This is a genomic window from Aquibacillus albus (assembly GCF_016908325.1).
Lineage (GTDB): Bacteria > Bacillota > Bacilli > Bacillales > Amphibacillaceae > Aquibacillus_A > Aquibacillus_A albus.
Genome location: NZ_JAFBDR010000016.1, coordinates 27,171 through 51,157 on the forward strand (window position 1 = coordinate 27,171; position 23,987 = coordinate 51,157).

The window sequence follows — 23,987 nt, forward strand, 5'->3', positions numbered from 1 at the left end:
TCTTTCAAAGTCAATTTATGTACCACTTATTAGATGAAAAGCAGAAGAGGAAAACTTCTTCCAATCATTATAACCCCCTTCCTAAGCAAGAAGGGGGGTTATGTTATTAAAGGTGAACTTAATAGGTATACATTATTTTATAACCCCAATAGAGCTTAGTATATTTTCGTAAGTCTTTTGTCGGTTATTCAAATCTTCTATTACTTCATCTCTGTTCATTACTAACATGTCCGCTCCTGCTTTTTCCATTTCTTTGAGAAAATCCTCATCTTCTAATAGATCAAGAAACGCTTCTTCCAGTTTTACAATAATATCATCAGGTGTTCCTTCTCTCGCTGCTATACCTCGATCAGTACTCATTATAACATCTGGATGCCCCAGCTCCTTAAATGTTGGAATACTAGGATCAAATGGATGAGGTTCTTCTGTCGCGATTGCAAGAGGTGTTACTTCATCTCCAAGACGGTATATGTCCGAAAGGTTTCCGGCAACAATATCTGTATGACCACCGAGCATGGATGCGATCGCATCGGAGGCACCTTTGAAAGGCACATCTTCCAACTCTATACCTGCACTTTTTTCTAACAATAATGTAGCTAAATGCTGACCAGCAAATTTACCAGGCGTTCCAACTGTCAGAGTATTTGGTGCTTGTTTTGCTTCCGTTATTAATTCCTCTAAACTTTGTATCGAGCTATCATTTTTAACAGCAAAAACTGTTGGATCACCACCCCAATTAACAAGCGGTTCAAAGGTATTTAAGTTAAAGGATGTTTCATTTACTAGTGGTTGCGTAATAATGTGAGGGAGGTTATACGCTACGAGTGTATACCCATCTGGTTTTACTGATGAAAACTGGTTCCAGCCGACTTGGCCACCGCCACCTGCTTTGTTTACAATAACAAGTTCTTCTCCAAGATATTTATTAGCATGTTTTGCAATGATCCTTGCTTGTGTATCCGTTGCAGCACCAGGGGAAAAAGCAACAATCAATTCTATACTTTTGTCTGGGTAACTATTAGCGCTTGATTGACAGGCACTAAACAATAATAAAAGAGAACTACATACGACAAAAAACACCACATTTTTTCTTAATCGATTCACATTAGGCACACCCTTCGATAAATATTCTCCACAAAAAGAATATGCCCATTTCATTCTTATTAAATATTGTCCCCTGAAACTTTACGAGCCCATTTTATTTGATTTGTTTTTTTCTTACGCTGAAAAACATAGTTATAACAGGCATTATGTTCAGTTTATAAATAAAATCGACCATTCGTGTTGAGATGGATTGCGAAATGATTGCTTGTAGTACGATACCCCAATGGATGATAGAACCAGTTAATATAAAAACAGAACCGTTCAAAATAAGAAGTGGTTTTCCTGGTGCTGTTTCCCGATATTTTGCAATAATAAGCGCTAGTACCCCCATACCACCATTTGAAACTTGCTGCCTTAATAAAATTCCAACACCAATACCTAAAATGACTGAACCTATAAATAGATCAACCACAATAGATGTATGATGATGAAATAATTCTAAGCTAAAAAAGTGAACACTAATAGACGTGATGGTAATGGAGTACATCGTTCCTATTGTACTAGCATTACCTAACCAAAATATTGCTGCTACTAATAAGGTGAAATTGACAAACCAGAGCGCAAAACTAAGCGGTAGGTCAAACCAATGGTTTAAGAGAACTGCTAAGCCGGCAGCACCACCGGAAGGAATGGAATGGGGGAAGAGAAATAGTGCCATTGCCATTCCTTGGATAAACCCACCACAAGTTATTAATAGGTATTGATATATTCGTTCCTTCATTTTTTTCTCTTTTGTTTAATCATTCTGTTATTCACCATTTACATCCCCATCCCCAATAAAACTTGTCCTATTTCATTTTATTTAACTACAAAGTATTTATGTTTAGTATTGACATTTGATCGGGTGTCAAGCATAATTTTATAAGATGTAATATTTAAATAATTATTAAGCTGTGTCAAAGTTCGGTGTTGATGCTTGACGTTTAAATATTAAAAAATAATTAGGTTAATGTAAAATAAAGTGTTGAAAAGGACTAGTAAATTGGTATCTTACGAAAGAGAATGGAATCCATCGGCTGAAAGGTTCCAACGTATAAAGAATCAATTGAACCTATCCTTTGAGCTGTTGAGCTAATAACTCAACCGTAAACCTGCGTTAAAGGTATTTAAGCGGGTATTGGCTTCACAGCCGATGCCAATTGAAGGTGGTACCGCGGATAAACTCTTTCCGTCCTTTACAAGATAATTGTAGGGATAGAAAGAGTTTTTTATATGTACACCGGAATGTATAGGTGGAGTCGATAAGAAAGAATAAGAAAAACTAGAAATGTCGTGTTTTTCTAAGATTAAAGGCGTGATTAGATGGCAAAAAAGAGAATTGTTGTAAAAATAGGTAGCAGCTCACTAACCAACAAGTATGGTGGATTAAGTAGAGCAAAACTTAAAGAACATGCTGAAGCAATTGCAATGCTGAAACAGAATAATTATGAAGTGATCTTAATTTCCTCAGGTGCAGTTTCAGCCGGATTTAGCGATTTAGGTTACCCAGCAAGACCTGTGACTGTATCAGGTAAGCAAGCAGCAGCAGCTGTTGGTCAGGGATTACTTGTTCAAGCATATACCGATCTATTTAAGTCGTATCAAATGGTTACAGCTCAGTTATTAATTACAAGAGACGTATTCGTTAACCAGGAACAATATAGCAATGTGTATAACACATTAACAGAACTATTAAAACGTTCCGTCCTTCCGATTATTAATGAGAATGATACGGTTGCTATAGATGAACTTACTTTTGGGGATAACGATATGCTCTCGGCATTGGTAAGTGGATTAGTTAGCGCTGATTTTTTGATCATGTTGACAGATATAAATGGATTATATGATGTTAATCCCCAAATAAATCCGCAGGCAAAAAGGTATGATTTTTTGCCTGTAATCAACGATCAATTAATTGATCAAACAAAAAGTGAGTCTGGATCAAAATTTGGAACCGGTGGAATGAAATCAAAATTGTTAGCAGCTAAAACAGCCTTATCGCTTGGGGTCAATGTATTTGTTGGTACTGGCTCTGGTAACGAGAAATTAATAGAAATTGTCGATGGAAAGGGAGATGGAACCTATATAGGTGAAAATCAAAATCATAGCTTAAGAAAGCAAAAGCAATGGATAGCATTTCATTCCCCTGTTTCCGGGCAACTAGTTATAGATAAAGGAGCAGAGCAGGCAATTTTAAAAGGTGGTAAAAGCTTGTTACCCGCAGGGATTGTCGCAATAAACGGCGCATTTCTTGCAGGTGAAGTAGTTGAGATCTCTAATGGTGATACAATCATCGCTAAAGGTCTGGTTAATTATTCATGGAACGAGTTAGCGGCCATTAAAGGTTTGGGTAGTGAGGTTGCAATGAAAAAAACGAAACGGTCAAAACCAGAAGCAATTCATCGAGATCAATTAGTTATTTTAAAGGAGGTAATGGCATGAGTGATTTATTAACAAAGGCGGCCAAGGTCAAATCTACCGCTATTCAGTTAGGGAAAAAATCAACAGCACAAAAAAATAAAGCTCTTGAATTAATTGCTGATGAACTTAGAAATCAGTCTGCTTTTATTGTTAGAGAGAATGAAAATGATATTAGATTGGCAAGGGAAAAAGGATTTCACGACTCTTTAATTGATCGATTAATCCTGAATGAAAACCGCATTCATGATATGGCAGACTCTCTTAACCAATTGACGAATTTACCAGATCCAATAGGAGAGGTGTTAGAGGAATGGGCTCGGCCCAATGGGATAAATATTAAGAAGGTACGTGTTCCGTTGGGAGTTGTAGGTATGATTTATGAAGCAAGGCCGAATGTTACAGTGGATGCAGCAAGCCTTTGTTTAAAAACTGGTAATGCAGTTCTGTTAAGAGGGAGCACATCGGCATTATATTCCAATAAAGCATTGGTACATGTGATTCATGAAGCGTTGAACAAATCTGAGTTGCCAAATGACGCAGTTCAATTAATAGAAGATACTAGCAGAGAAACAGCCAATCAAATGTTTAAAATGAATGAATATCTAGATGTGTTAATACCAAGAGGTGGAAAAAAACTGATTCAAACAGTTGTTGAACAATCAACCGTACCGGTGTTAGAAACTGGTGCAGGAAATTGTCATTTATTTATTGATGAATCAGCTAATAGCGATATGGCAATGTCTATTGCAATTAATGCAAAAACACAACGTCCGTCTGTTTGTAATGCAATGGAGACACTTCTTGTGCATGAAAACTGGGCAAAGCAGCATATGTCTTCACTAATTCATTCATTTAAAGAAAACGACGTGGAAATTCGAGGAGATGAAGCAACCCAAACATATGATGACTTGGTTAAGCCAGCTTCAGAAGAAGATTGGGAAACAGAATTTTTAGATAAAATTCTTGCAATCAAAATTGTTAGAAATGTTAATGATGCAATTGACCATATCAATCAATATGGCTCGAAGCATTCAGAAGGAATCATCTCTGAACATCTAAGCAATGTTACGGAATTCATGAATTCCGTTGATGCGGCGGCATTATATCATAATGCTTCCACTCGCTTTACCGATGGATTTGAATTTGGATTCGGTGCAGAAATTGGAATTAGTACGCAAAAACTACATGCTCGTGGGCCGATGGGCTTACCTGCATTAACATCAACGAAATACTTGATTCATGGAGAAGGTCAAATTAAACAGTAAATGAAAAAGGGTTAACTATCCTATAAGGTAAGGATAGACCCTTCCTTTTCCCTTTTGTATTTTTTATTGACTTACAATAGTGAAATCATTATTAATTTACGATAAAATAGACATGGCTATCCAATTACATAATTGAAAAATTAAATGCAAAGGAGAGGTAACATGGAAAAAATTCTTATTTTTGGGCATAAAAATCCAGATACTGATACGATATGTTCTGCTATTGCGTATGCAAATCTGAAAGCAAGCTTAGGTTATGAGGTTGAACCTGTAAGGTTAGGTTCCATTAATGGTGAAACTCAGTTTGCTTTAGAAAAGTTTAATGTTGAAGCACCTCGTTTAATTGAAAAGGCAGCAAAAGAAGTAAAGCAAGTAATCTTAGTCGATCATAATGAAAAACAACAAAGCGTAGATGATATTGAAGATGTTCAAGTGACTGAAGTAATTGACCATCACCGTATTTCTAACTTTGAAACAAGTGATCCATTATACTATCGCGCTGAACCAGTAGGATGTACAGCTACCATTTTAAACAAATTGTTTAAGGAAAATAATGTAGCCATTCCAAAAGAGGTTGCAGGACTGATGTTGTCAGCTATTATTTCCGATTCGCTTTTATTTAAGTCACCAACATGTACAGAGGAAGATATTGCAGCTGCAAAGGAACTTGCTGCTATTGCTGAGGTTGATGCAGAGGAGTATGGCTTACAAATGCTGAAAGCTGGTGCTGACCTAAGTGATAAATCTGTGACAGAACTAATTTCACTCGATGCAAAAGAATTCGAAATGGCATCAAATAAAGTGGAAATTGCCCAAGTAAATACAGTAGATACAGATGAAGTGTTCACTCTACAAGAGGAAATTGAGTCTGAAATTTCTGCTACAATTGATCGTAAAAACCTGGATTTATTTGTATTTGTCGTAACAGATATTTTAGAAAATGATTCAGTCGTACTTGCATTAGGGAAACAAGCAAATGTCGTTGAAAAAGCATTTAATGTATCATTAGAAAATAATAAGGCCGTCTTACAAGGTGTTGTATCACGTAAAAAACAAATTGTACCTGTTTTAACCGAGGCATTTTAATTTACAGACGGACATCGAATGAAGTAGTTTTCCTATGTTTTTAAATAATGAACGTACCGTTGCCACAAAAATTTGATATATGTAATAAGAGAACGCTCTGGTCAAATGACCGAGCGTTTTCATTATGCTGTTGATGTCTAGGAATAAAGATTTCGACAAGATTTTGCAACGTTGATTTCTGGCTGAAGTAATATAGACTGGTCCATTTGCTTACCTTCAATTGTATCGAGCAATATATTCGTTACTTCTTTGGCAATAGTGTCTAAAGGAACTCCAACTGTCGTAATAGAATATTCGAGTTTTTCTACTTGCGGAACATTGTCATAGCTGATGATTGATATATCCCCAGGAATAGACAAATTATATTCTTTTATTGCAAGCAAAATCCCTTTTGTACAATCATAACTGCTGCTAATGATAGCAGAGGGTTTTTTTTCTTTGTCCAACATTGCTTTTGTAGCTATATAACCATCATATTGTTCAAGCTCAGGAACGGGTATAAGCATTTCATCAGAAAAAGGAATGTTATTTTCCATTAACCCCTGTTTAAAGCCTTTAATTTTATCAGCTTGTAAAGGGTCCTGTTCTGAGATTTCACCAATATAAATTATTTCTTTATGTCCTAGTTTATGAAGGTAAGCAACAGCTTCTTTCATTGCTTCTCTTCTGTTTGCATCTATTGTTGGCACTTCGGGTTGGTTAGAAGCAATGCCGTAAGAGACAACTGGTACAGAAGATGAGAAGCGATAGTCGCTATGTGTGTCTTCAAACAACAAAATAGCGTCAACCTGAAAACGGTTAAATGTTGTGACAGCTGTATTAATGCGGTTGATCGATACAAGTGTAGTATAACCCTGATCTTCTAAGTATTGATTAATTCTTGTTATTAATGCTGAATGGGCAACTCTTTCTATTGTTGGCCAAATCACACCAATAGTATTTGATTTTTTGGAAACGAGACTTCTAGCCGCTACATTTGGCTGATATCCAATTTCTTCAGCAATTGCTAGAATTTTTTTCTTTGTAGGCTCTTTAACAAGTGGACTATCTCTTAATGCTTTGGATACAGTTGAGTAGCTGACGCCCGCATGTTTTGCTATATCTTTAATGGTTACTCCCATAATAAAACCTCACTAACTTTATTATAACAACGTTGTTTTTTACAACTTATTATACTAGATAGGGAGGAATTATTACAATAAAATTTATAAAAATACAAATCTATAACTCTTTCATTTTGATAATGGCTTGATAACGATAAAAAATTTTATTTGACAGATATGTTCAACAACTTTAATATATAAATAACAACGTTGTTAAAAAGAGGAGGGTATGTACTATGAGTAAAAGGGATTGTTTAAGATATTACCTTGAGCTCGATATTTGCTAAAGTCTGTTATAAAGATTGAAATGTCAACAATAATGAAAACGTTATCAAATTGAGAAGGTTAACTTTGGCGGATTTTACTTTGGTTAAAAGTGATTGTAAATGGATTTGCAGGGGGTAAAACAATGAGAAAAATAGCTATTTGTGGCCTTAGTAATAGGGCATTTGGGATGTTTATCGAACCAATCTTATCCCATTATTCAGCGGCAAATAAAATTGTTGGTCTTTTAGATGCCGACGAACGCAGAGTTTCTTTATGCAAGGAAAAGTTTCCTCAATTAACGGACGTCGCAAACTTTTCTTCTAATCAGTTTGATTTTATGATTGAAGAAACAGGTGCAGATACAGTAATCGTTGCAAGTAGAGATGACACACATGTTGATTATATTTTACAGGCCTTAAAACATGATTTGCATGTTATTACGGAAAAACCAATGGTAACAAAAGCTGCAGATGCTCGCAGAGTAATGGAGGCAGAGGAAAAAAGCGCGGGTAAAGTAACGGTAACATTTAACTATCGTTACAATCCATACCACCGAAAAATAAAAGAATTAATCCTAGACGGGAAAATTGGGCGCGTTACTTCTGTTGATTTAAATTGGTATATTGATACGTATCATGGGGCTAGCTATTTTAAACGATGGAATAGGGATCGTGAATCTTCGGGTGGATTGTCAGTTCATAAATCAACGCATCACTTTGATTTAGTAAACTGGTGGGTTGATCAACTCCCTGTCGAAGTATTTGCATATGGAGCACTTAATTATTATGGAAAAGACGGAGAGTTAAATCCTAGTCCTAAAGATGGTAGATTTTGTGGAACATGCTCTGAGCAGTTAGACTGTCAATACTATATGAGATGGACCAATAGACGGAACAATGTAAATGTAAAGGATGACCATATTCAGTCAAATGAAAATGATCAAAATTACACAAATTATCGTCCCGATATGTGTATTTTTGATCATGAAATTGATATTGAAGATACCTATGTTGCAACAGTTAAATATGATAAAGGGGCGTTTTTAAGTTACTCTATTAATTTTTCACTTCCATATGAGGGGTATCGGTTAGCGATAAATGGCACGAAAGGAAGAATTGAAACGACTGAATTCCATGAACCAAGTCGCGTTCCTTTTCCAATTCCTGAACAAACGATTGATTATTTTCCGCTATTTGGATCAAAAGAGGTTATTCATGTAGTTAAAAGCGATGGTGGTCACGGAGGCGGAGACCCGATTCTTCAAGAAGATTTGTTTTTAGGAGTTGACCCAACTCGTCCATATGAAATTCTTGCAGGATCAAAAGCAGGTGCGTATTCTATCGCATTAGGTGAAGGTGTATGGCGTTCAAGCAAATCAAATCAACCAATTCAAATCGATGATTTATTGAAAAACCCTGTAACCAGTTAATTGAAACACTAGATTATGTGAAAAAACAGCCCCCGCCATGTAACAAATACTATGGTGGGGGCTTTCAATGATAAAAATACTATTCCTAACGTCGTTGTATAGAAATCTACTTTCAAATAAAAACCTAGAAGGTTCTATTTCCATACTAGGGATGGACGTTGCTATTTTACAATACAGGTAATTAGGAAAGGAGAAAGTTAAATGAAAAAGGGAGAATTAAGCTGGTTTATTCCAGATGGGTATATCCCTCCAAAAAGCTCTGGAGAACTTGTTAGTCATGAGTCAATTTGTGTATTGAACTGTAATGATGACGAAGCAAATTTAAAGATTACTATTTATTTTGAAGATCGTGATCCAATCGAAGATATATCCTATGTAGTTAATGGTAAGCGAACGAGCCATATTCGAACAAGTACGCTTGATAAAAATGGGGAAAAAATACCTGAAGCAGTTCCTTATGCTATCGAAGTAGAAAGTGATGTACCAGTGATTATTCAGTATAGTAGACTGGATTCTACCCAACCTTCGTTAGCATTAATGTCCACATTAGGCTATTCCTAAAATGTGGAACATATCATATAATTAAATCTATAAGTAGGTACAACTAAAATATCTCTATAAAATAGTGACAAGTGAATATATCCGTTCCTTTTCATCAAGGGAGTTAAACCATGATAAGACTATCTATCTTCTTTTTCCTTTTATTTTGTACGTTTGCAATCACAGGGGCTCTAATGCCCCTGTATTTAAATTATTTAGGTTTTAGCACTGATCAAATAGGATTACAGCTAGCATTAGGAGCAGTAATCGCTGTTATTGGTCAACCCTTATTTGGCTATGTTAGTGATCGACTACAGTCAACAAAAAAAGTGTTAATTGGTGTGATGATTGCAGGACTTATATCAGGGATGATTTACTTCATGCTGGATTCCTTTTATTTTGTTATTGTTTCCTTTATCATATTAAATTTTTTCATGAGTGCATCAGGCCCCTTGATTGAAAATTTAACCATTGCATATTCTCAGAGATACAATGCTAATTACGGCTTAATTCGTTTATGGGGAGATATCGGTGTTGGGACATCCTCTGTTGTAGTAGCTTTTCTCATTAGTCTGATTGGCATTCAATACATGGGAGCCATATACATAGCTATGTTACTAGCTGGAATGATTACTGCTCTCTTTTTACAGGACGTTGAGCGAAAAAGTAAGGCAGTTATATCGATGAAATCAATTGGCCAATTATTTTCGAATAGAAATTATCTTTGGTTTTTATTTATTAGCTTAATTATTTTTACAACGAACCGTATGAACGATAGCTTATTAACCGTATATTTATCAAATTTAGGCGCTACTGAATCTCAAATTGGTATGGCATGGATGCTAGCAACCTTTGCTTCTGCACCATTGTTTATTGTAATGGGCAAACTTTTAAAAAAATACTCAGAAATGGTTTTTGTGTCAATTGCAGCATTTTTGTATTCTGTTCGTTGGTTTCTTTACAGCTGGTTTGACGATGCTGTTGTTATTATTTATTTACAATTACTTAATGGTATCTCTTTTCCTGTGTTTATTGTAGCTGCTCTTTTCTTAGTTACAAAAATTGTTCAGGATGAAGTTATTGCTACTGCTCAAACTGTATATATCGCAGTTATTGTTGGCTTAGGTGGGTTAATCGGCAGTGGTGGCGGTGGTTGGTATATGGAAAGCTTTGGTCCACAAGCTACATATGTTTTGGGTGGATACATTACACTGATTGGAGCTATATTATCAGTAATTACTCTTTATAAACAAAAAAAACAATAATTTCTTACATGAAAAAGTAAACAGAAAAGATTATAATGGATAATAGGCTTGTTTAAATGTAATGAATAGTTTTCTAATTTATCTGAATATGATAGTATGTATCTAACCATTTTTACATTAGGAAGGATTATTAGCTATGAAGACAAAATTAAATCCTATACAAATCAAAGACATTGTGATTGCACACCAGGTGTTAAAGGACGTTGTTGTTAAAACCCCTTTACAAAAAGATACGATTTTATCTGAACGGTATCAGTGCAATGTATTTTTAAAAAGAGAGGATTTGCAGGTAGTACGCTCATTTAAAATTAGAGGGGCCTATAATCATATGCAATCCTTAACGAAGGAAGAATTAGAAAAAGGTGTTGTTTGTGCGAGTGCAGGCAATCATGCTCAAGGAGTAGCATATTCTTGTAAGGTTTTAGGTGTTGAAGGTAAGATTTTCATGCCTAGTACAACACCTAGACAGAAGGTTAATCGGGTCGAGTTTTTTGGCGGACCATTTGTTGAAATTATCTTAGTGGGTGATACATTTGATGATTCCTACTATAATGCAAAAGAATATTGTGATGAACATGATATGGCATTTATTCATCCATTCGATGATTATAAAACAATTACAGGTCAAGGTACGATTGGCCTGGAAGTATTAGATAACATGGAAGAGCCGATCTCTCATATATTTATGGCAGTAGGAGGGGGCGGGTTAATATCTGGTGTAGGCTCCTATATTAAAAACATTAGCCCAAGTACAAAAATAGTTGGAGTTGAACCAGAAGGTGCACCTTCCATGAAACAATCGTTAGATCAAAAAAAGATTGTTCGTTTGGAGAACATAGAAAAATTTGTGGATGGTGCCAGTGTTCAACAAGTTGGTAACTTAACATATGAAATTGCACAGGATGTTATTGATGACATTGTTGTCGTTTCGGAAGGAAAGGTTTGTTCTACGCTACTAGATTTATATAACGAAAATGCAATTGTGGCGGAACCAGCTGGTGCGTTACCAGTTGCAGCGTTGGAATATTATAAAGATCAAATAAAAGGAAAAAACATCGTTTGTGTTGTTAGTGGTGGTAATAATGATATTGATCGTATGCAAGAGATAAAGGAACGTTCCCTTATCTATGAAGGGTACAAACATTATTTCATTGTAAATTTCCCACAGCGTGCTGGAGCATTACGTGAATTTATGGATGATGTTCTCGGGAAAACAGATGATATCACTCGTTTCGAATATACTAAGAAGAATAACCGTGATAAAGGGCCTGTCCTAGTAGGAATAGAATTAAAAAATAAAAGTGACTACGCTCCCTTAATTGACCGAATGGAGAATAAAGGCTTTTCTTATATTGAAATAAATAAAGATCAAGATTTATTTAATTTGTTAATCTAAAGATAATCAAGGCACCTTTTCTTTGGCAAGTAAATGGTAATCCAAAGAAAAGGTGTTTTTTTCTTTATCCGTTATAATAGTCCAAAACAACCGGAACGGGGGTTGGCCTGTTCTAACTAGAACGTTATATGTGGATTGTTAGATACACCTTAAATTGAAAGATATTGTTATAAATACTAACAACATAGTAGATATAATTTATAAATTAATCTACAATTTAAATCAATATTAAATCAACCAAGGAAAGGGGAATGAAAGATTGAAAGAATCTAATATGTATGAACTGATTAAAAGACTACCGAAAGTAGATCTTCATGTCCACCTTGATGGAAGTGTTAAACCAAATACGGTAATCGAGCTTGCTCAAACCCAAGGAATTAATTTGTCGGTATCGAATGTTAAGCAATTAATACCATTAATACAAGTAAATGATAATTGTACTGATTTGGCACAATATTTAACCAAGTTTGATTTAGTTTCTAAAGTTCTTCATACATCTGAAGCTTTAGAAAGAGTTGCATTTGAAATTGTTGAACAGGCATATGAGGATAATTGTAAATATATTGAGGTGAGATTTGGTCCGCAATTACATTGTGAAAAAGGTTTAACTGTTGAAGGGGTTATCCATTCTGTTATTAAAGGATTAAAAAGAGGTGAAAGTGTATTCGGTGTAAAGGCAAATGCGATTGCTTGTTGCTTAAGACACCATACTGTTGAACAAAATATGTTGGTCATTAAAGCTGCAACTGGATTTTTAAATCATGGTCTGGTAGGAGTAGATTTAGCAGGTGATGAAGCTTCTTATCCAGCTTATTTATTTGAAGACGTATTTAAACTTGCATCTAAAAATGGATTGCCAATAACGATTCATGCTGGAGAAGCAGGCGGACCGGAGAATATAAAAGTTGCTTTAAACAATTTAGGCGCAGCAAGAATTGGTCATGGGGTTCGTTTACGCGAAAATACTGAGTTATTGAACAAGCTAAACTTGCGTCGGATTCCTCTAGAAATGTGTCCAGTTAGTAATATCCAAACGAAGGCTTCCTTAAGTTGGGATGATTATCCAATTCGAGAATATTTCGACCTTGGACTTAACATAACCGTAAACACGGATAATCTAACCGTTTCCAATACAAATTTGACTAATGAGTACTATATATTAAAAGAAAAGTTCAATTTTTCCATTGGTGAATTAGGTCAACTTATTATGAACGCTGTTGATGCTTCATTTTTAAATTTCAGAGAGAAAAAGAAGTTAAAAAGTAAGTGTTTATTAGAATATTCCAAAATTGTCAGTGTAACAGAACAGGTTATATAATAAGGGGTCGGACTTCGATCCTTTTTTTGGACTTTTAACATGAATGAGTGGTTGAAAAGTTTAAATCAAGTTATGTACGAAGGAAGACGGTATCCATCCTCACTTCACATCGCAATCTGCTTTATCGGTTGAATAGTATACTCATCCAAAATCATTACTTTTGATGAGTGTTTAAAATGATCCTTGTACGTTGAATTTAAGTCCTTATAAAACTCTTTCAATAATTGAACATTTTCAATAATATCATCTGAAAATAGACCAGAACGATTAATGGTGATATTTTCATATTTGACTACTAATCTTCTAACCCTTTTCATTTCCTTTACCACTTGCTTTAAACTATAAATTTCTTCCAGCTCAGATACTAATCGTTTCATATCCTTTTTCAATGATTTTCGAAGCATAGCATTGACCGCTGAACGATTGGTCAGCTTTTTTCCAAATACAAACTTTTGAAGCATAATAAGGTCTGATTGTATTGGATCATGCAAAAAGCTTAAATAGACCCGGAGTGTATTGTATGCATCATACATTGGATTGTGTGGTTGACCTACAAATGTTAATCCGTATAAGTTTAATGCATTCTCAACTGATAAATTGTCTTTTGAAACCCGTTTTGATAAAACAGCTTGGAAGTCAACATAGCGTTTTTCGATTTTCATAATCGTTGAATTCGGAACTTGGTGTTTATTAGCATCTAATTTTAAACGTGAAAGATCACTTTTTGACCAAGAAAAGAAACGTGCTTTTTTTACTCCGCCAACCCAAGTCAAAAACGATGAAAAAACTTCAGAGAAATCATTTGCACAAACCAAGTCAGCATCTTCAATTCCAGTTAATTTTTTACAAAACTTGTTTAGCGGACGTAAGTTTGTTGGACGTATAAACTGATCGAAGTAACTAATTTTTCTCGTTTCAATATGATATTTGACAGCTCCTAGTCGGATAGCTTCCATATCCTCATATGGCATTCCTCGATTAGAACAAAGCATTTCAAAATCGAAAAAAACATAAAACTTTGTTTCTGCCACGTAAATTCACCACCTTTCCAACTTTATATTATATAAACATTTCTCCAATTTTCATAGTAGTAAATAATTCCTTCCACTCATTTAAACAAAACTTTCCCACCATGATGAAAAAAAAGAAATCAATGGAATGGTTAGTAAGCATAATATTGTTGAGTAAATGGTTGTAATTATTGCAGTTTCCTCATCTTGGGTATATTTGGAAAATATTACAGTTACTAGCATGAATGTCGGCATGGAGGACAAAATGATTATTAAATTACGTGTTAATTCATTTAGTGGACTATTCGTTATGATGATAATTACTAGTATTGGAATTAACAATAGCCGTAGTGTTATAGGAAACCATAGCTGAGGAAAAATAGTGAATCCCCTCTTTTTTATAAGAGGAGGGATCAACATACCTATATATAACATAGCCAAAGGACCTGCAATAGAAGAAAGCATTTCAGTCAATTGCTTTACAATATTAGGCGCTTCTATACCTGTTGATGCGGCGATTAATCCAAATGTGATAGCAAGCAGTGGTGGATTAATTAGTGCTTTTAAATGTTTCATTTGAAAACGACCATTCGATTGCAACATATATATAACAACTGAAAAAATAATTAAATCTAGTGCAGCATCGAATATGGCAGCTAATAAACCGCCAATTGGTCCAAATATCGTTGCACATAATGGGATACCAATAAAACCTGAATTTCCAAGCGCAGCCAGTATGGTCATTTTTTTAGCGAATAATGATTGAAAACCAAATAACCGAGCTAATAACCATGCAACAAGTAATCCAGCTAAATGATACATAATCGATATCATAAAGATTAATATAACTTGATTTAATATGTGAGAGGTTATTTCTGTGTTAAAAACTCCATTTAGTATAATAGAAGGAACTGCAATATTAAGAATAATAAACATTAATCCTGCTTTTAAATCAGATGTTATCTCTACTCGAAGTGCCGTAAGCACACCGAGTAAAATCATGATACCCATTACTATAATAGAAGAGGTTACTATATAAAGATCCATAATCAATACCTTTCTAGCTAAACGATAGTCTTTGATAATGATAGCTATTTTCTGTGTATTTGTCTATAAGTGCGTTTACAAAAAGAGGTTAAAAAAGACGAGTATCCACTGTGATATATTTCCATGGAAACCGCAGAAAATGACATATATTGATGCATTTATCCTTTTTCTTAAAGGATAAATTTCATATCAATTCAAAACATTGGTATGATAATAAGGGAATTGTTACTATAACTAATAGAAACGATGGAAGTAAACGTTAAGGAGGAAAAATGGTGAAGGAAATATCAGCAAAAGAATTAGAAGAGATCGTCGGAAAGGGAAAGAGCTTGAATATTGTAGATGTTCGAGAAGATGAGGAAGTAGCAACTGGAATGATACCAAATACTCTTCACATACCTCTTGGAGAAATCGAGTCAAGAGAGAGTGAATTGGATAAAAATAAGGATTATATTTTCGTTTGTCGATCTGGAAGAAGAAGCGCAATGGCTTGTGAATTTTTAGAAGCAAAAGGGTATAACGTAACGAATATGACTGGTGGCATGTTAGATTGGGCAGGGCCTACAAAGTAGTCATTAATGTAAGAGAGAGGAGTTTCATCAATGAGAGTTGTAAACAACATTACTGAGCTTATTGGGGACACACCGATTGTCCGTTTGAATCGAGTAGTTCCTGATGATGCTGCTGACATTTATGTAAAACTAGAAATGTATAATCCTTCTAGAAGCGTCAAAGATAGGGCTGCTTACAATATGATCCGGGTGGCAGAAGAGCAAGAGTTAATTAAACCAGGAGATACCATTATTGAACCTACAAGTGGTAATACTGGAATTGGTCTTGCGATGACTGCTGCTGCTAAAGGCTATAAAGCAATACTTGTCATGCCGGATAATATGACAAAAGAAAGAATAAACATATTGAAAGCTTACGGAGCAGAAGTTGTACTTACCCCCAGTGATAAAAAGATGCCTGGTGCTATAGAAAAAGCAAAAGAGCTACATAATCAAATCCCCAATAGCTTTGTACCGCAACAATTTGAAAATGGTGCAAATCCCGATATTCATAGAGCAACAACTGCAATGGAGATTTTAGATCAGATGAATGGTGAATTAGATGGATTTGTTGCTACTGCAGGAACAGGAGGAACGATTACCGGTACTGGAGAAGTATTAAAAGAAAAAATACCTGGATTATATGTGGCTGTAGTTGAGCCACAGGGGTCACCGGTTTTATCTGGAGGAAAACCTGGAAAGCATAAATTAGTCGGTACTAGCCCAGGCTTTATTCCACCGATTTTAAACACAAATATCTATGATGAAATCATCCAAATTGCTGATGATGATGCAGTCGAAATGTTTAAAAGTATGGCTGCTAAGGAAGGTATCTTTGTAGGACTATCGGGTGGTGCTGCTGTTTTTGCTGCAATTCAAGTAGCGAAGCGTTTAGGAAAGGGTAAGAAGGTATTATGTATTGCACCAGATACAGGTGAACGTTATTTAAGTATGAATATTTTTGATGAGAAGTAATGGTGAGGATGGATAAAAAATAGCACGAATTTGATGTTTTAAAAAGAGGAAGTGTACCTCGAAAGGATGTATCAACAACAGTTATTCAATCGTTAAAATTAACTAGTTCTTTTTTCGTTTTCGAATACGAAGGTTAAATTATTGTTCAAACGTTTGTTTAATTTTTTCTGTTTGTACTTGTTCAAAAAAGAAGACAAAAAGAACAAAGAAGATAGAACCGCTCACTTCAATCGTGGTGTAGCGGTTCTGTTTATACTAATTAATATTTAAATTTAAAATGATTCTGGACCATATCCAGCTCCATAACCTGGTCCGTATCCTGGACCTGGACCATATCCAGGCCCGTATCCATATGGTCCATAACCAGGTCCAAATCCAGGGCCGTATGGTCCATATGGTCCATAACCTGGTCCAAATCCTGGACCATAGGGACCATAAGGCCCATAAGGACCATACGGGCCATCAAATAGCTCGCCGCCTAAAAAGCCTAATCCAAATCCTAGTAGCCCTGCACCTAATGGTCCAAATCCAGGGCCACCAAACACAGGATTACGAACATCTTCATGTGTTGCATAATAAGGATTAACTTGTTGTGGTATTACAGAATAATTATATTTATTATACATAAAATGCTCTCCTTTCCCCATATTGTAAAATTCGATCTACTGGGTTAATCCCTATTAGCATATGGATGATTTAACCATTTTGTAATGGACATTCACCTAAATTTAGGTGAATTTGCTATAGAGTGAAACATTAGCTAAGAACGAAAAGGAAAATAACGATAAATTGTAGAATAATAATAGGGTAATAAAATAAATATGGCAATCTAGATTATTTGCTATGGACTTAAATTATTTGAGACTGGCAAACATGTTCAAGTGATATCGTTTCGAGAAACTACGACAAACTATATGAAGTTTTGGTTAAGTTTAAGGAAGGGAATAGTGAGTAAAATGGCTAAAGTTGAAATGATTGTACAAACCATGTACAATGGCCAGCTATTACGAGCTGGAAAAGTATATGAAGTAGGAGATGATACAGCACAGAGATGGCAAATAAGTAATATTGCGAAAGTTGTAGAAGATCAACAAAACAGAAACAGTAAAAATTGAATTTTTAGTGGAGGACTATATGAATATATTTGATTTTCATCTGCCAACAAAAGTACAGATTGGTTCAGGTACATTTGAAAAGACAGGTGAGTATTTACATACAACTTTAAAAGGTAGACGAGTGTTTATTGTCACAGACTCTGGCATTGAAGCATTAGGTTTAGTAGATAAGCTTATTAATATTTTGAAATCACATAATTTTGATATAAAAGTTTTTAATCAGGTAAAACCAAATCCTAGAGATAAGGATTGTGTATTAGGTGGTAAATTGGCTAACGAATTCCAAGCAGATTGTATTCTTGCACTAGGTGGCGGTTCGGTTATTGATTCTGCAAAGGCAATTTCTATTTTACAAACCTTAGGTGGTACTCCACAGGCTTATGCAGGGAGGGGGAATGTACCACAGCCAATTACTCCAATTGTGGCAATACCTACAACAGCAGGAACTGGTGCTGAAGTTACGAGGTCATCAGTTATTACTGATACAACTAAGAAAATTAAAATAACCATAAAAGATGTGAAAACTGCACCAGTTTTAGCCATTGTTGACCCTGGGCTTACGCATGGATTACCAGCAACTTTAACGGCGTCTACCGGGATGGATGCACTCGTGCATGCCATAGAGGCCTATACATGCAAGTTGTCTAATCCAATTGCCGATGCGCTTGCGTTACAAGCAATGAAACATATTTATCCTCATATACGTAAAGCTGTTCTGAATGGAAACGATAACAATGCAAGGGATCATATGATGATTGGCTCAACCATTGCTGGAATGGCTTTTTCACATGCAGATGTAGCTTCAGTTCATTGTATGGCAGAAGCAATTGGAGGACTTTACGATACACCACATGGAGTAGCCAATTCCATGTTTTTACCATTTGTACTAGAATACAATGCTGTTACAAACATATCTAAACACGCAACAATTGCTCGGACTATTGGCATTGCTGATAATGATACGAAGGATGAAGAAGCTACTAATCGATTAGTGGAAGAAATGAAACAACTTGCTATCGACATAAACATACCTAGTTTTTCTTCATTGGAACAAGTCCATCCTTCCGATTTTGATTACTTAGCAGAGAAATCGTTTGAGAATGGCTCTACGCCAAGTAATGCACGTGAAATAACGAAGGGAGATTATTTAAATCTCTTTAAAACAGCGTACACTACAAAACAATGAATATTTACTCAAAATGGATGTTTTTTCTATTGCATATTTAAAGGAATTCATGTAATATTACAATACAAGCTGCGTTGTACGTAATAATAATAAGTTTTAACCTTTATACTGTAATAGGGAGTTTTATATTAAAATAGGAATGTCATGCCTCTAATAAAGTGGAAGACAGGAGTATTTTTGCGAACACCCACTTTGAGGAGTGGTGGTTTAAAACTTTATTGCGGATGTTACGGCAATTGTGGCTGTACTTATAATTGAAATTGACACCAGTTCTATAAAAGGAACTGGTTTTTATTATGCAGGAGGATTTTAAATCATTTATTATTTTGTATTAAAATATCGGCTAGAGTTTTTTTAAACAGGATACGATCTTCTTCCGTAAAAGCTTTTGGCCCTTTCGTTTTTACACCACTTCTTCTTGCTTTTGCGTTTGTATGCCTAGAAAGAAGTAGTTGATCAATATTTTCTTCCGTGTATTGAAATCCTTTATGGTGTAAAACGATACACCCTTTACCCAAACCTAATGAAGCTAATCCGTAATCTTGAGTGATGATGATATCATTTTTTCTTGCTAATAGCATGATTCTATAATCAACTGCATCTGCACCAGTATCAACATATACTGTTTCAACACCTACTGGTTTATCTGTATTGGAGTAGTGTGAAAAGCTTTTAACTAGAACTACCGGAATATGATGATTACTTGCTTCTTCAATTATTTGTTTCTTTACTGGACAGGCATCTGCGTCTACGTATATTTTCATACGAATCACCTTTCTTTATTAATTCTATAAAAATGAATATAGCCAACATATCAACTTATAATATAACTGGTTTTGTTTTGTATAACAAGTAACAAATTGAAAAACTATAAAGTAAACGAAGCGAGGGATGTTAATGAATAACTGGAAAGTTGGAACAGTTCATAATCTTAAAGTTGAACGTAAAATTGACACTGGATTTGTTTTAACAAACGGAACCGAGGAAGTATTATTACATAAACGAGAAGCAAACGAAGAGCTAAATGCTGAGGACGAGGTAACTGTTTTTCTTTATCACGATAAACAAGGTAAAATGGTTGCTACCATGAGTATACCATCCATTGGATTTGATACCTTTGACTGGGCTGAAGTGGTTGAAGTTGTAAAAGGTCTAGGTGTTTTTGTAAACATCGGAATTGATAAAGAAATACTAGTTTCTAATGATGATCTACCATTGTTAGAATCTGTCTGGCCACAGGTGGGGGATATGTTGTATGTAGCATTAAGTACAGATAAAAAGGGCCGATTAACAGCAGAACCTGTTACGGAAGGTGATTTTGCTAATAACTGGGATGCTGCACCTCCGTCTTTAATGAATAATACGGTTGGGGGAAGAGTTTTTCGAACAAGTAAAGAAGGAGCGGTAATGATAACGGAAGAAGGTTATCGTGGATTCATTCACAATACAGAACGAAAAAAAGAACCACGTTTAGGTGAATGGGTAAATGGAAGAGTAATAAAAGTGAAAGAAGATGGAACACTTAACCTCTCATTAAGGCCGTTTAAACGAGAAGGAAGGCTAGAAGATGCAGAAGTTATTTTACATTTCCTAAAAGATAACCAAGGAGTCATGGATTTAAATGACAGAAGTACACCAGAGGATATCTATAACACATTTCGAATCAGTAAGGCAGCTTTTAAACGAGCAATTGGTAAATTAATGAAAGAGAATAAAGTAGAACAAAAGGGTGGAAAAACATACTTAACGAATACGAACTAATAATGCGGGTTCAAAAAGCCAGTAAATTGGTGACTTTTTGAACATTATCTAATCATATTTTTAGATGAACCGGAACCGCTATAAATTATAACTATTATATTCCTGCTATTTATAGTATTATTTTAATATTAATATTTCGTCTTTAATAAGAAAGACAGGGGAAGACACAAATGAACGAATATTTAGAAGAACATCTAGATGAAATGCTTCAACTACTTGAAACTTTTGTTAATATTGATAGCGGTTCTGATGATAAAAATGGCATAGATAGAATTGGTGACATGATAAAGGATCTCTTTGAAGAAATTAATTTTACAGTTGACGTGCATGTTCATGAAAAGTATGGCAACCATTTGAGCATTTATCATCAAGAACTACAAAAGCAACTATAATCATACTTGCTCATATGGATACTGTTTTTTCAAAAGGAACGACAAAGCAACGTCCATTTACAATTGTTGGTGATCGTGCTTATGGACCAGGAGTCATTGATATGAAGGCTAGTTTAGTATCCGTATATTATGCGATCCGTTGCTTAATAAATGATGGAAAAGCAGGTTTTAAGAATGTTCATATTCTTCTGAATAGTGATGAAGAAATAGGATCTATTTCTTCAAAATCGCTTATAGAAGAAACGTCGATTGGAAAAAAATATGCATTAGTCATGGAACCAGCAAGAAAAAACGGTTCACTAGTATCAGCCAGGAGAGGAAATGGAAAATATACGTTAAATGTCCAAGGTAAAGCAGCTCATTCTGGGATTGAACCTGAAAAAGGGAGAAGTGCCATTGAAGAATTGGCACACAAAATCATCCAATTACATGGATTATCTGACCCAGAGAACGGCATAAATGTTAATGTCGGATTAATTGAGGGTGGTTCTTCGATAAACACTGTTTCTGATCATGCAGTTGCTAAAATTGATATCCGTATTTCTAAAATGGAACAAGCGGAATCTTTAGAAGAAAAAATGGAAGAAATTTGCTCATCTACGGATGTTAGAGGTACTAGGTCGTTAATAAAGGGTAAAATAATTAGACCTCCAATGAAAAAAAATAAGCAAACAGAGCGGTTACTTAAAAAAATTAAAGAAATTGGCCAGGATATTGGTCTTGAAATCAGTGATACAGCAACAGGTGGGGGATCAGACGCGTCATTTACTTCAGCCCTAGGGATCGCTACAATAGATGGATTAGGACCAGTTGGAGGAAATGCACATAGCGAAAATGAGTATTTAGATATCCCTTCTTTCGTTACTCGAACTGAATTACTTGCTCACATTATTCAACGATTATCAGAAGAGTAAATGTGAAAATTAACTCCAACTGTTTTATGTATGTGATGTATAGAACCGTGATAACGAAACATCCTAATTTTGTGAGGAAAAATCCTCCTTAAAAATGTACCTCGAAAGGATGTTGACCGATGGATCAGTCACTTGGCTATTTACATGAAGTGTTGTCCAATTATATAGAAGAAAACGATTCTGTTAAACATATCGACCAAAAAATTGAACAATTTGACTATAGTTCAGAACAAACATTTGCCAAAGGACTTGAACAAGAAGATATTCAAATGCTTAGACAAATATTATTAAGAGAAATGGATCATGCTAATCAAGCAGGTGACCATGAGAGAGGTTACCAGTTAAACGAAGTATATGAACAGTTATATTAGGTAGCTCAATACTTTTTTACACATAATAGTAAATAAGACAAAATTTAAGTTCAAGCTAGTTCCAATTTAAGGAACTGGCTTGAACTTTTACTAAGATAAGAATGAAAAAACCCTGAAAGAATAGCTACTTCTTTCAGGGATTACAGAATCAAACCGCGTTATATTGTCTTAAAAATTGAAACGTATGATTTAATGTTTGTCTTTCTTCTTTATTTAATGGGATAAGAGGAAGGCGCACTGTTCCTACATCTAATCCTTCAATTGCAAGTGCTTCTTTTACTGCTGTAGGATTAGGAGCCATAAATAAAGTCTTAATTATAGGTAATAACGCTTGGTGAATAGTAGCAGCGGTTTTACAATCTCCTTTTAAGTAGCTTTGAATCATTTTTTGCATGTCATTGCCAACAATATGTGATGAGACAGAAACGACTCCATTTCCACCAACCGATAAAATAGGTAATGTTAAACTGTCATCTCCACTATATAAAGAGAAAGATTCTTCCGTCTCTCGAATGATTGTTGTTATACCATCCAAGTCACCACTAGCTTCCTTCACAGAAACAATGTTTTCAATTCTTGACAACCTTATAATTGTTTCTGGAGTCATACCAACGACACTTCTACCTGGAATATTGTACAGCATGACAGGTAGGCTCGTTGATTGAGCGATTGCTTTAAAGTGTTGATACATTCCTTCTTGTGATGGTTTATTGTAGTATGGTGTTACTAACATTACACCATCTACACCAATAGTTTCAGCTTGCTTCGTTAATTCGATGGAAGCTCGTGTGTTATTAGATCCCGTACCTGCAATAATAGGTACTCGTCTGTTTACAGTTTTCACCACGAACTGTAATAGTGAAAGGACTTCTTCTTTTGATAGTGTAGGGGACTCACCTGTAGTTCCTGCTACAACTAAAGCATCCGTACCATTCGCTATTAAATGCTCAATTAAAGTTTCCGTTTTTTCATAATCGACGTCTCCGTTTTGGTCAAAAGGTGTTACCATAGCTGTTAAAACACGACCAAAATCCATTTCCATCACCTCTATTCATAGTATTAAAAAATCCTATCGTCCAAAGTAAAAACCAAGTATGAATAGAGGGTATCTCATCACAACAAAAAGTACTACAAGCAAAAAAGCAACAACGAGGGCCTCGTTGTTGCATCTCTATTGGTTTATTATGATGCATGAGATAGCCCTCCATATAGCAAAGAAGCTATATGACAGCTCTATATTTATTCAATACAGAACCAGTACTCAGAACAATGAGTTTCTGTGTACTTCGGCAAATTCCCCTTTCAGTAACATTCAAAGGACCTCATTTTCCTCCTGTTACTTACTCATGGTCATTGCACCTCTATCCTCACTTCAACATCTTATTGAAGTAAAGTGTATTCAATTGTTATTTAAACTATAACAGACATTACCAATAGACGCAATAATATAGGAATAATTTTATCTAGATTTTTTTATTTTTCTTATCAAGCT

Annotated in this window: 24 protein-coding genes, 1 other RNA gene, 1 riboswitch and 1 other annotated feature; of the genes, 17 read left to right on the forward strand and 8 right to left on the reverse strand. The window is 35.1% G+C overall.

Annotated elements, in window-relative coordinates:
* Positions 1 to 132: 132 nt before the first annotated feature.
* Both JOC48_RS13650 and JOC48_RS13655 read right to left on the reverse strand, forming a co-directional pair.
* Complete coding sequence (locus JOC48_RS13650; RefSeq protein ID WP_204500594.1) at positions 133 to 1,104, reverse strand: tripartite tricarboxylate transporter substrate-binding protein; 972 nt, start codon at positions 1,102 to 1,104, stop codon at positions 133 to 135.
* Positions 1,105 to 1,198: 94 nt separating this feature from the next.
* Positions 1,199 to 1,825 (reverse strand): YitT family protein, encoded by a 627-nt coding sequence (locus tag JOC48_RS13655; protein WP_204500596.1) that lies wholly within the window; start codon positions 1,823 to 1,825, stop codon positions 1,199 to 1,201.
* A gap of 234 nt (positions 1,826 to 2,059) precedes the next feature.
* Positions 2,060 to 2,283, forward strand: a binding site (T-box leader).
* 123 nt (positions 2,284 to 2,406) lie between these two features.
* On the opposite strand from JOC48_RS13655, the gene proB reads away from it, so the two are divergent.
* The 3 genes from proB to JOC48_RS13670 all read left to right on the forward strand — a co-directional run bounded on the left by proB (position 2,407) and on the right by JOC48_RS13670 (position 5,855).
* The gene (gene proB, locus JOC48_RS13660) at positions 2,407 to 3,525 is read left to right on the forward strand and encodes a glutamate 5-kinase (RefSeq protein WP_204500597.1); all 1,119 of its coding nucleotides are present in this window, start codon (positions 2,407 to 2,409) and stop codon (positions 3,523 to 3,525) included.
* Positions 3,522 to 4,769 (forward strand): glutamate-5-semialdehyde dehydrogenase, encoded by a 1,248-nt coding sequence (locus JOC48_RS13665; protein ID WP_204500599.1) that lies wholly within the window; start codon positions 3,522 to 3,524, stop codon positions 4,767 to 4,769. The genes proB and JOC48_RS13665 overlap by 4 nt, the downstream gene beginning before the upstream one ends.
* Positions 4,770 to 4,931: 162 nt before the next feature.
* The gene (locus JOC48_RS13670) at positions 4,932 to 5,855 is read left to right on the forward strand and encodes a manganese-dependent inorganic pyrophosphatase (protein WP_204500602.1); all 924 of its coding nucleotides are present in this window, start codon (positions 4,932 to 4,934) and stop codon (positions 5,853 to 5,855) included.
* Between the two features lie 137 nt (positions 5,856 to 5,992).
* On the opposite strand, the gene JOC48_RS13675 is transcribed toward JOC48_RS13670, so the two are convergent.
* A complete protein-coding gene (locus JOC48_RS13675) occupies positions 5,993 to 6,976 on the reverse strand; it encodes a LacI family DNA-binding transcriptional regulator (RefSeq protein WP_204500605.1) in 984 nt (327 codons plus the stop codon).
* Positions 6,977 to 7,367: 391 nt separating this feature from the next.
* Here JOC48_RS13675 and JOC48_RS13680 point away from each other — a divergent pair, with 391 nt between their 5' ends.
* The 5 genes from JOC48_RS13680 (at position 7,368) to add (ending at position 13,173) form a co-directional block, all read left to right on the forward strand.
* Entirely contained in the window at positions 7,368 to 8,654 is a 1,287-nt protein-coding gene (locus tag JOC48_RS13680) for a Gfo/Idh/MocA family protein (RefSeq protein ID WP_204500607.1), read from the forward strand.
* A gap of 201 nt (positions 8,655 to 8,855) precedes the next feature.
* A complete protein-coding gene (locus tag JOC48_RS13685) occupies positions 8,856 to 9,215 on the forward strand; it encodes a sensory rhodopsin transducer (RefSeq protein ID WP_204500609.1) in 360 nt (119 codons plus the stop codon).
* Between the two features lie 110 nt (positions 9,216 to 9,325).
* Positions 9,326 to 10,459, forward strand: coding sequence for an MFS transporter (locus tag JOC48_RS13690; protein WP_204500612.1), 1,134 nt, complete (start codon positions 9,326 to 9,328; stop codon positions 10,457 to 10,459).
* 136 nt (positions 10,460 to 10,595) lie between these two features.
* A complete protein-coding gene (gene ilvA / locus JOC48_RS13695) occupies positions 10,596 to 11,855 on the forward strand; it encodes a threonine ammonia-lyase IlvA (protein WP_204500614.1) in 1,260 nt (419 codons plus the stop codon).
* 259 nt (positions 11,856 to 12,114) lie between these two features.
* Positions 12,115 to 13,173, forward strand: a complete 1,059-nt coding sequence (gene add, locus JOC48_RS13700; protein WP_239584373.1) for an adenosine deaminase — start codon at positions 12,115 to 12,117, stop codon at positions 13,171 to 13,173.
* 104 nt (positions 13,174 to 13,277) lie between these two features.
* On the opposite strand, the gene JOC48_RS13705 is transcribed toward add, so the two are convergent.
* Positions 13,278 to 14,204: an exonuclease domain-containing protein gene (locus JOC48_RS13705; protein WP_204500616.1), complete on the reverse strand. Its 927-nt coding sequence runs from the start codon at positions 14,202 to 14,204 to the stop codon at positions 13,278 to 13,280.
* A gap of 81 nt (positions 14,205 to 14,285) precedes the next feature.
* On the reverse strand, positions 14,286 to 15,230 hold the full coding sequence (locus JOC48_RS13710) for an AEC family transporter (protein WP_204500617.1): 945 nt from the start codon (positions 15,228 to 15,230) through the stop codon (positions 14,286 to 14,288).
* A gap of 275 nt (positions 15,231 to 15,505) precedes the next feature.
* On the opposite strand from JOC48_RS13710, the gene JOC48_RS13715 reads away from it, so the two are divergent.
* Together JOC48_RS13715 and cysK are read left to right on the forward strand one after the other, a co-directional pair.
* Entirely contained in the window at positions 15,506 to 15,802 is a 297-nt protein-coding gene (locus JOC48_RS13715) for a rhodanese-like domain-containing protein (protein ID WP_204500618.1), read from the forward strand.
* Positions 15,803 to 15,832: 30 nt separating this feature from the next.
* Positions 15,833 to 16,756 (forward strand): cysteine synthase A, encoded by a 924-nt coding sequence (gene cysK, locus JOC48_RS13720; RefSeq protein ID WP_204500619.1) that lies wholly within the window; start codon positions 15,833 to 15,835, stop codon positions 16,754 to 16,756.
* A 272-nt stretch (positions 16,757 to 17,028) separates the two neighbouring features.
* Here cysK and JOC48_RS13725 read toward each other — a convergent pair whose 3' ends face one another.
* Positions 17,029 to 17,382, reverse strand: coding sequence for a hypothetical protein (locus tag JOC48_RS13725; RefSeq protein ID WP_204500620.1), 354 nt, complete (start codon positions 17,380 to 17,382; stop codon positions 17,029 to 17,031).
* 321 nt (positions 17,383 to 17,703) lie between these two features.
* Between JOC48_RS13725 and JOC48_RS13730 the strand changes: the two genes are divergently transcribed.
* From JOC48_RS13730 to ssrS, 3 genes are all read left to right on the forward strand, one after another.
* Complete coding sequence (locus JOC48_RS13730; RefSeq protein ID WP_204500747.1) at positions 17,704 to 17,871, forward strand: hypothetical protein; 168 nt, start codon at positions 17,704 to 17,706, stop codon at positions 17,869 to 17,871.
* 19 nt (positions 17,872 to 17,890) lie between these two features.
* The gene (locus JOC48_RS13735) at positions 17,891 to 19,057 is read left to right on the forward strand and encodes an iron-containing alcohol dehydrogenase (RefSeq protein WP_204500621.1); all 1,167 of its coding nucleotides are present in this window, start codon (positions 17,891 to 17,893) and stop codon (positions 19,055 to 19,057) included.
* Between the two features lie 63 nt (positions 19,058 to 19,120).
* Positions 19,121 to 19,306, forward strand: a non-coding RNA gene (ssrS, locus tag JOC48_RS13740) — 6S RNA.
* Between the two features lie 65 nt (positions 19,307 to 19,371).
* Here the strand turns inward: ssrS and JOC48_RS13745 are convergent.
* The gene (locus JOC48_RS13745; RefSeq protein WP_204500623.1) at positions 19,372 to 19,821 is read right to left on the reverse strand and encodes a YaiI/YqxD family protein; all 450 of its coding nucleotides are present in this window, start codon (positions 19,819 to 19,821) and stop codon (positions 19,372 to 19,374) included.
* A gap of 133 nt (positions 19,822 to 19,954) precedes the next feature.
* Between JOC48_RS13745 and JOC48_RS13750 the strand changes: the two genes are divergently transcribed.
* From JOC48_RS13750 to JOC48_RS13760, 4 genes are all read left to right on the forward strand, one after another.
* Complete coding sequence (locus JOC48_RS13750) at positions 19,955 to 20,818, forward strand: CvfB family protein (RefSeq protein ID WP_204500626.1); 864 nt, start codon at positions 19,955 to 19,957, stop codon at positions 20,816 to 20,818.
* 170 nt (positions 20,819 to 20,988) lie between these two features.
* The gene (locus JOC48_RS21685; RefSeq protein WP_338024315.1) at positions 20,989 to 21,210 is read left to right on the forward strand and encodes a hypothetical protein; all 222 of its coding nucleotides are present in this window, start codon (positions 20,989 to 20,991) and stop codon (positions 21,208 to 21,210) included.
* Between the two features lie 14 nt (positions 21,211 to 21,224).
* Positions 21,225 to 22,124, forward strand: coding sequence for a M20 family metallopeptidase (locus JOC48_RS13755; RefSeq protein WP_338024316.1), 900 nt, complete (start codon positions 21,225 to 21,227; stop codon positions 22,122 to 22,124).
* Between the two features lie 119 nt (positions 22,125 to 22,243).
* On the forward strand, positions 22,244 to 22,495 hold the full coding sequence (locus tag JOC48_RS13760) for a sporulation protein (protein WP_204500628.1): 252 nt from the start codon (positions 22,244 to 22,246) through the stop codon (positions 22,493 to 22,495).
* 148 nt (positions 22,496 to 22,643) lie between these two features.
* Here the strand turns inward: JOC48_RS13760 and dapA are convergent, their stop codons facing one another.
* Complete coding sequence (gene dapA / locus JOC48_RS13765) at positions 22,644 to 23,531, reverse strand: 4-hydroxy-tetrahydrodipicolinate synthase (protein ID WP_204500630.1); 888 nt, start codon at positions 23,529 to 23,531, stop codon at positions 22,644 to 22,646.
* 153 nt (positions 23,532 to 23,684) lie between these two features.
* A riboswitch (Lysine riboswitch) is annotated at positions 23,685 to 23,867 on the reverse strand.
* Between the last annotated feature and the right edge of the window lie 120 nt (positions 23,868 to 23,987).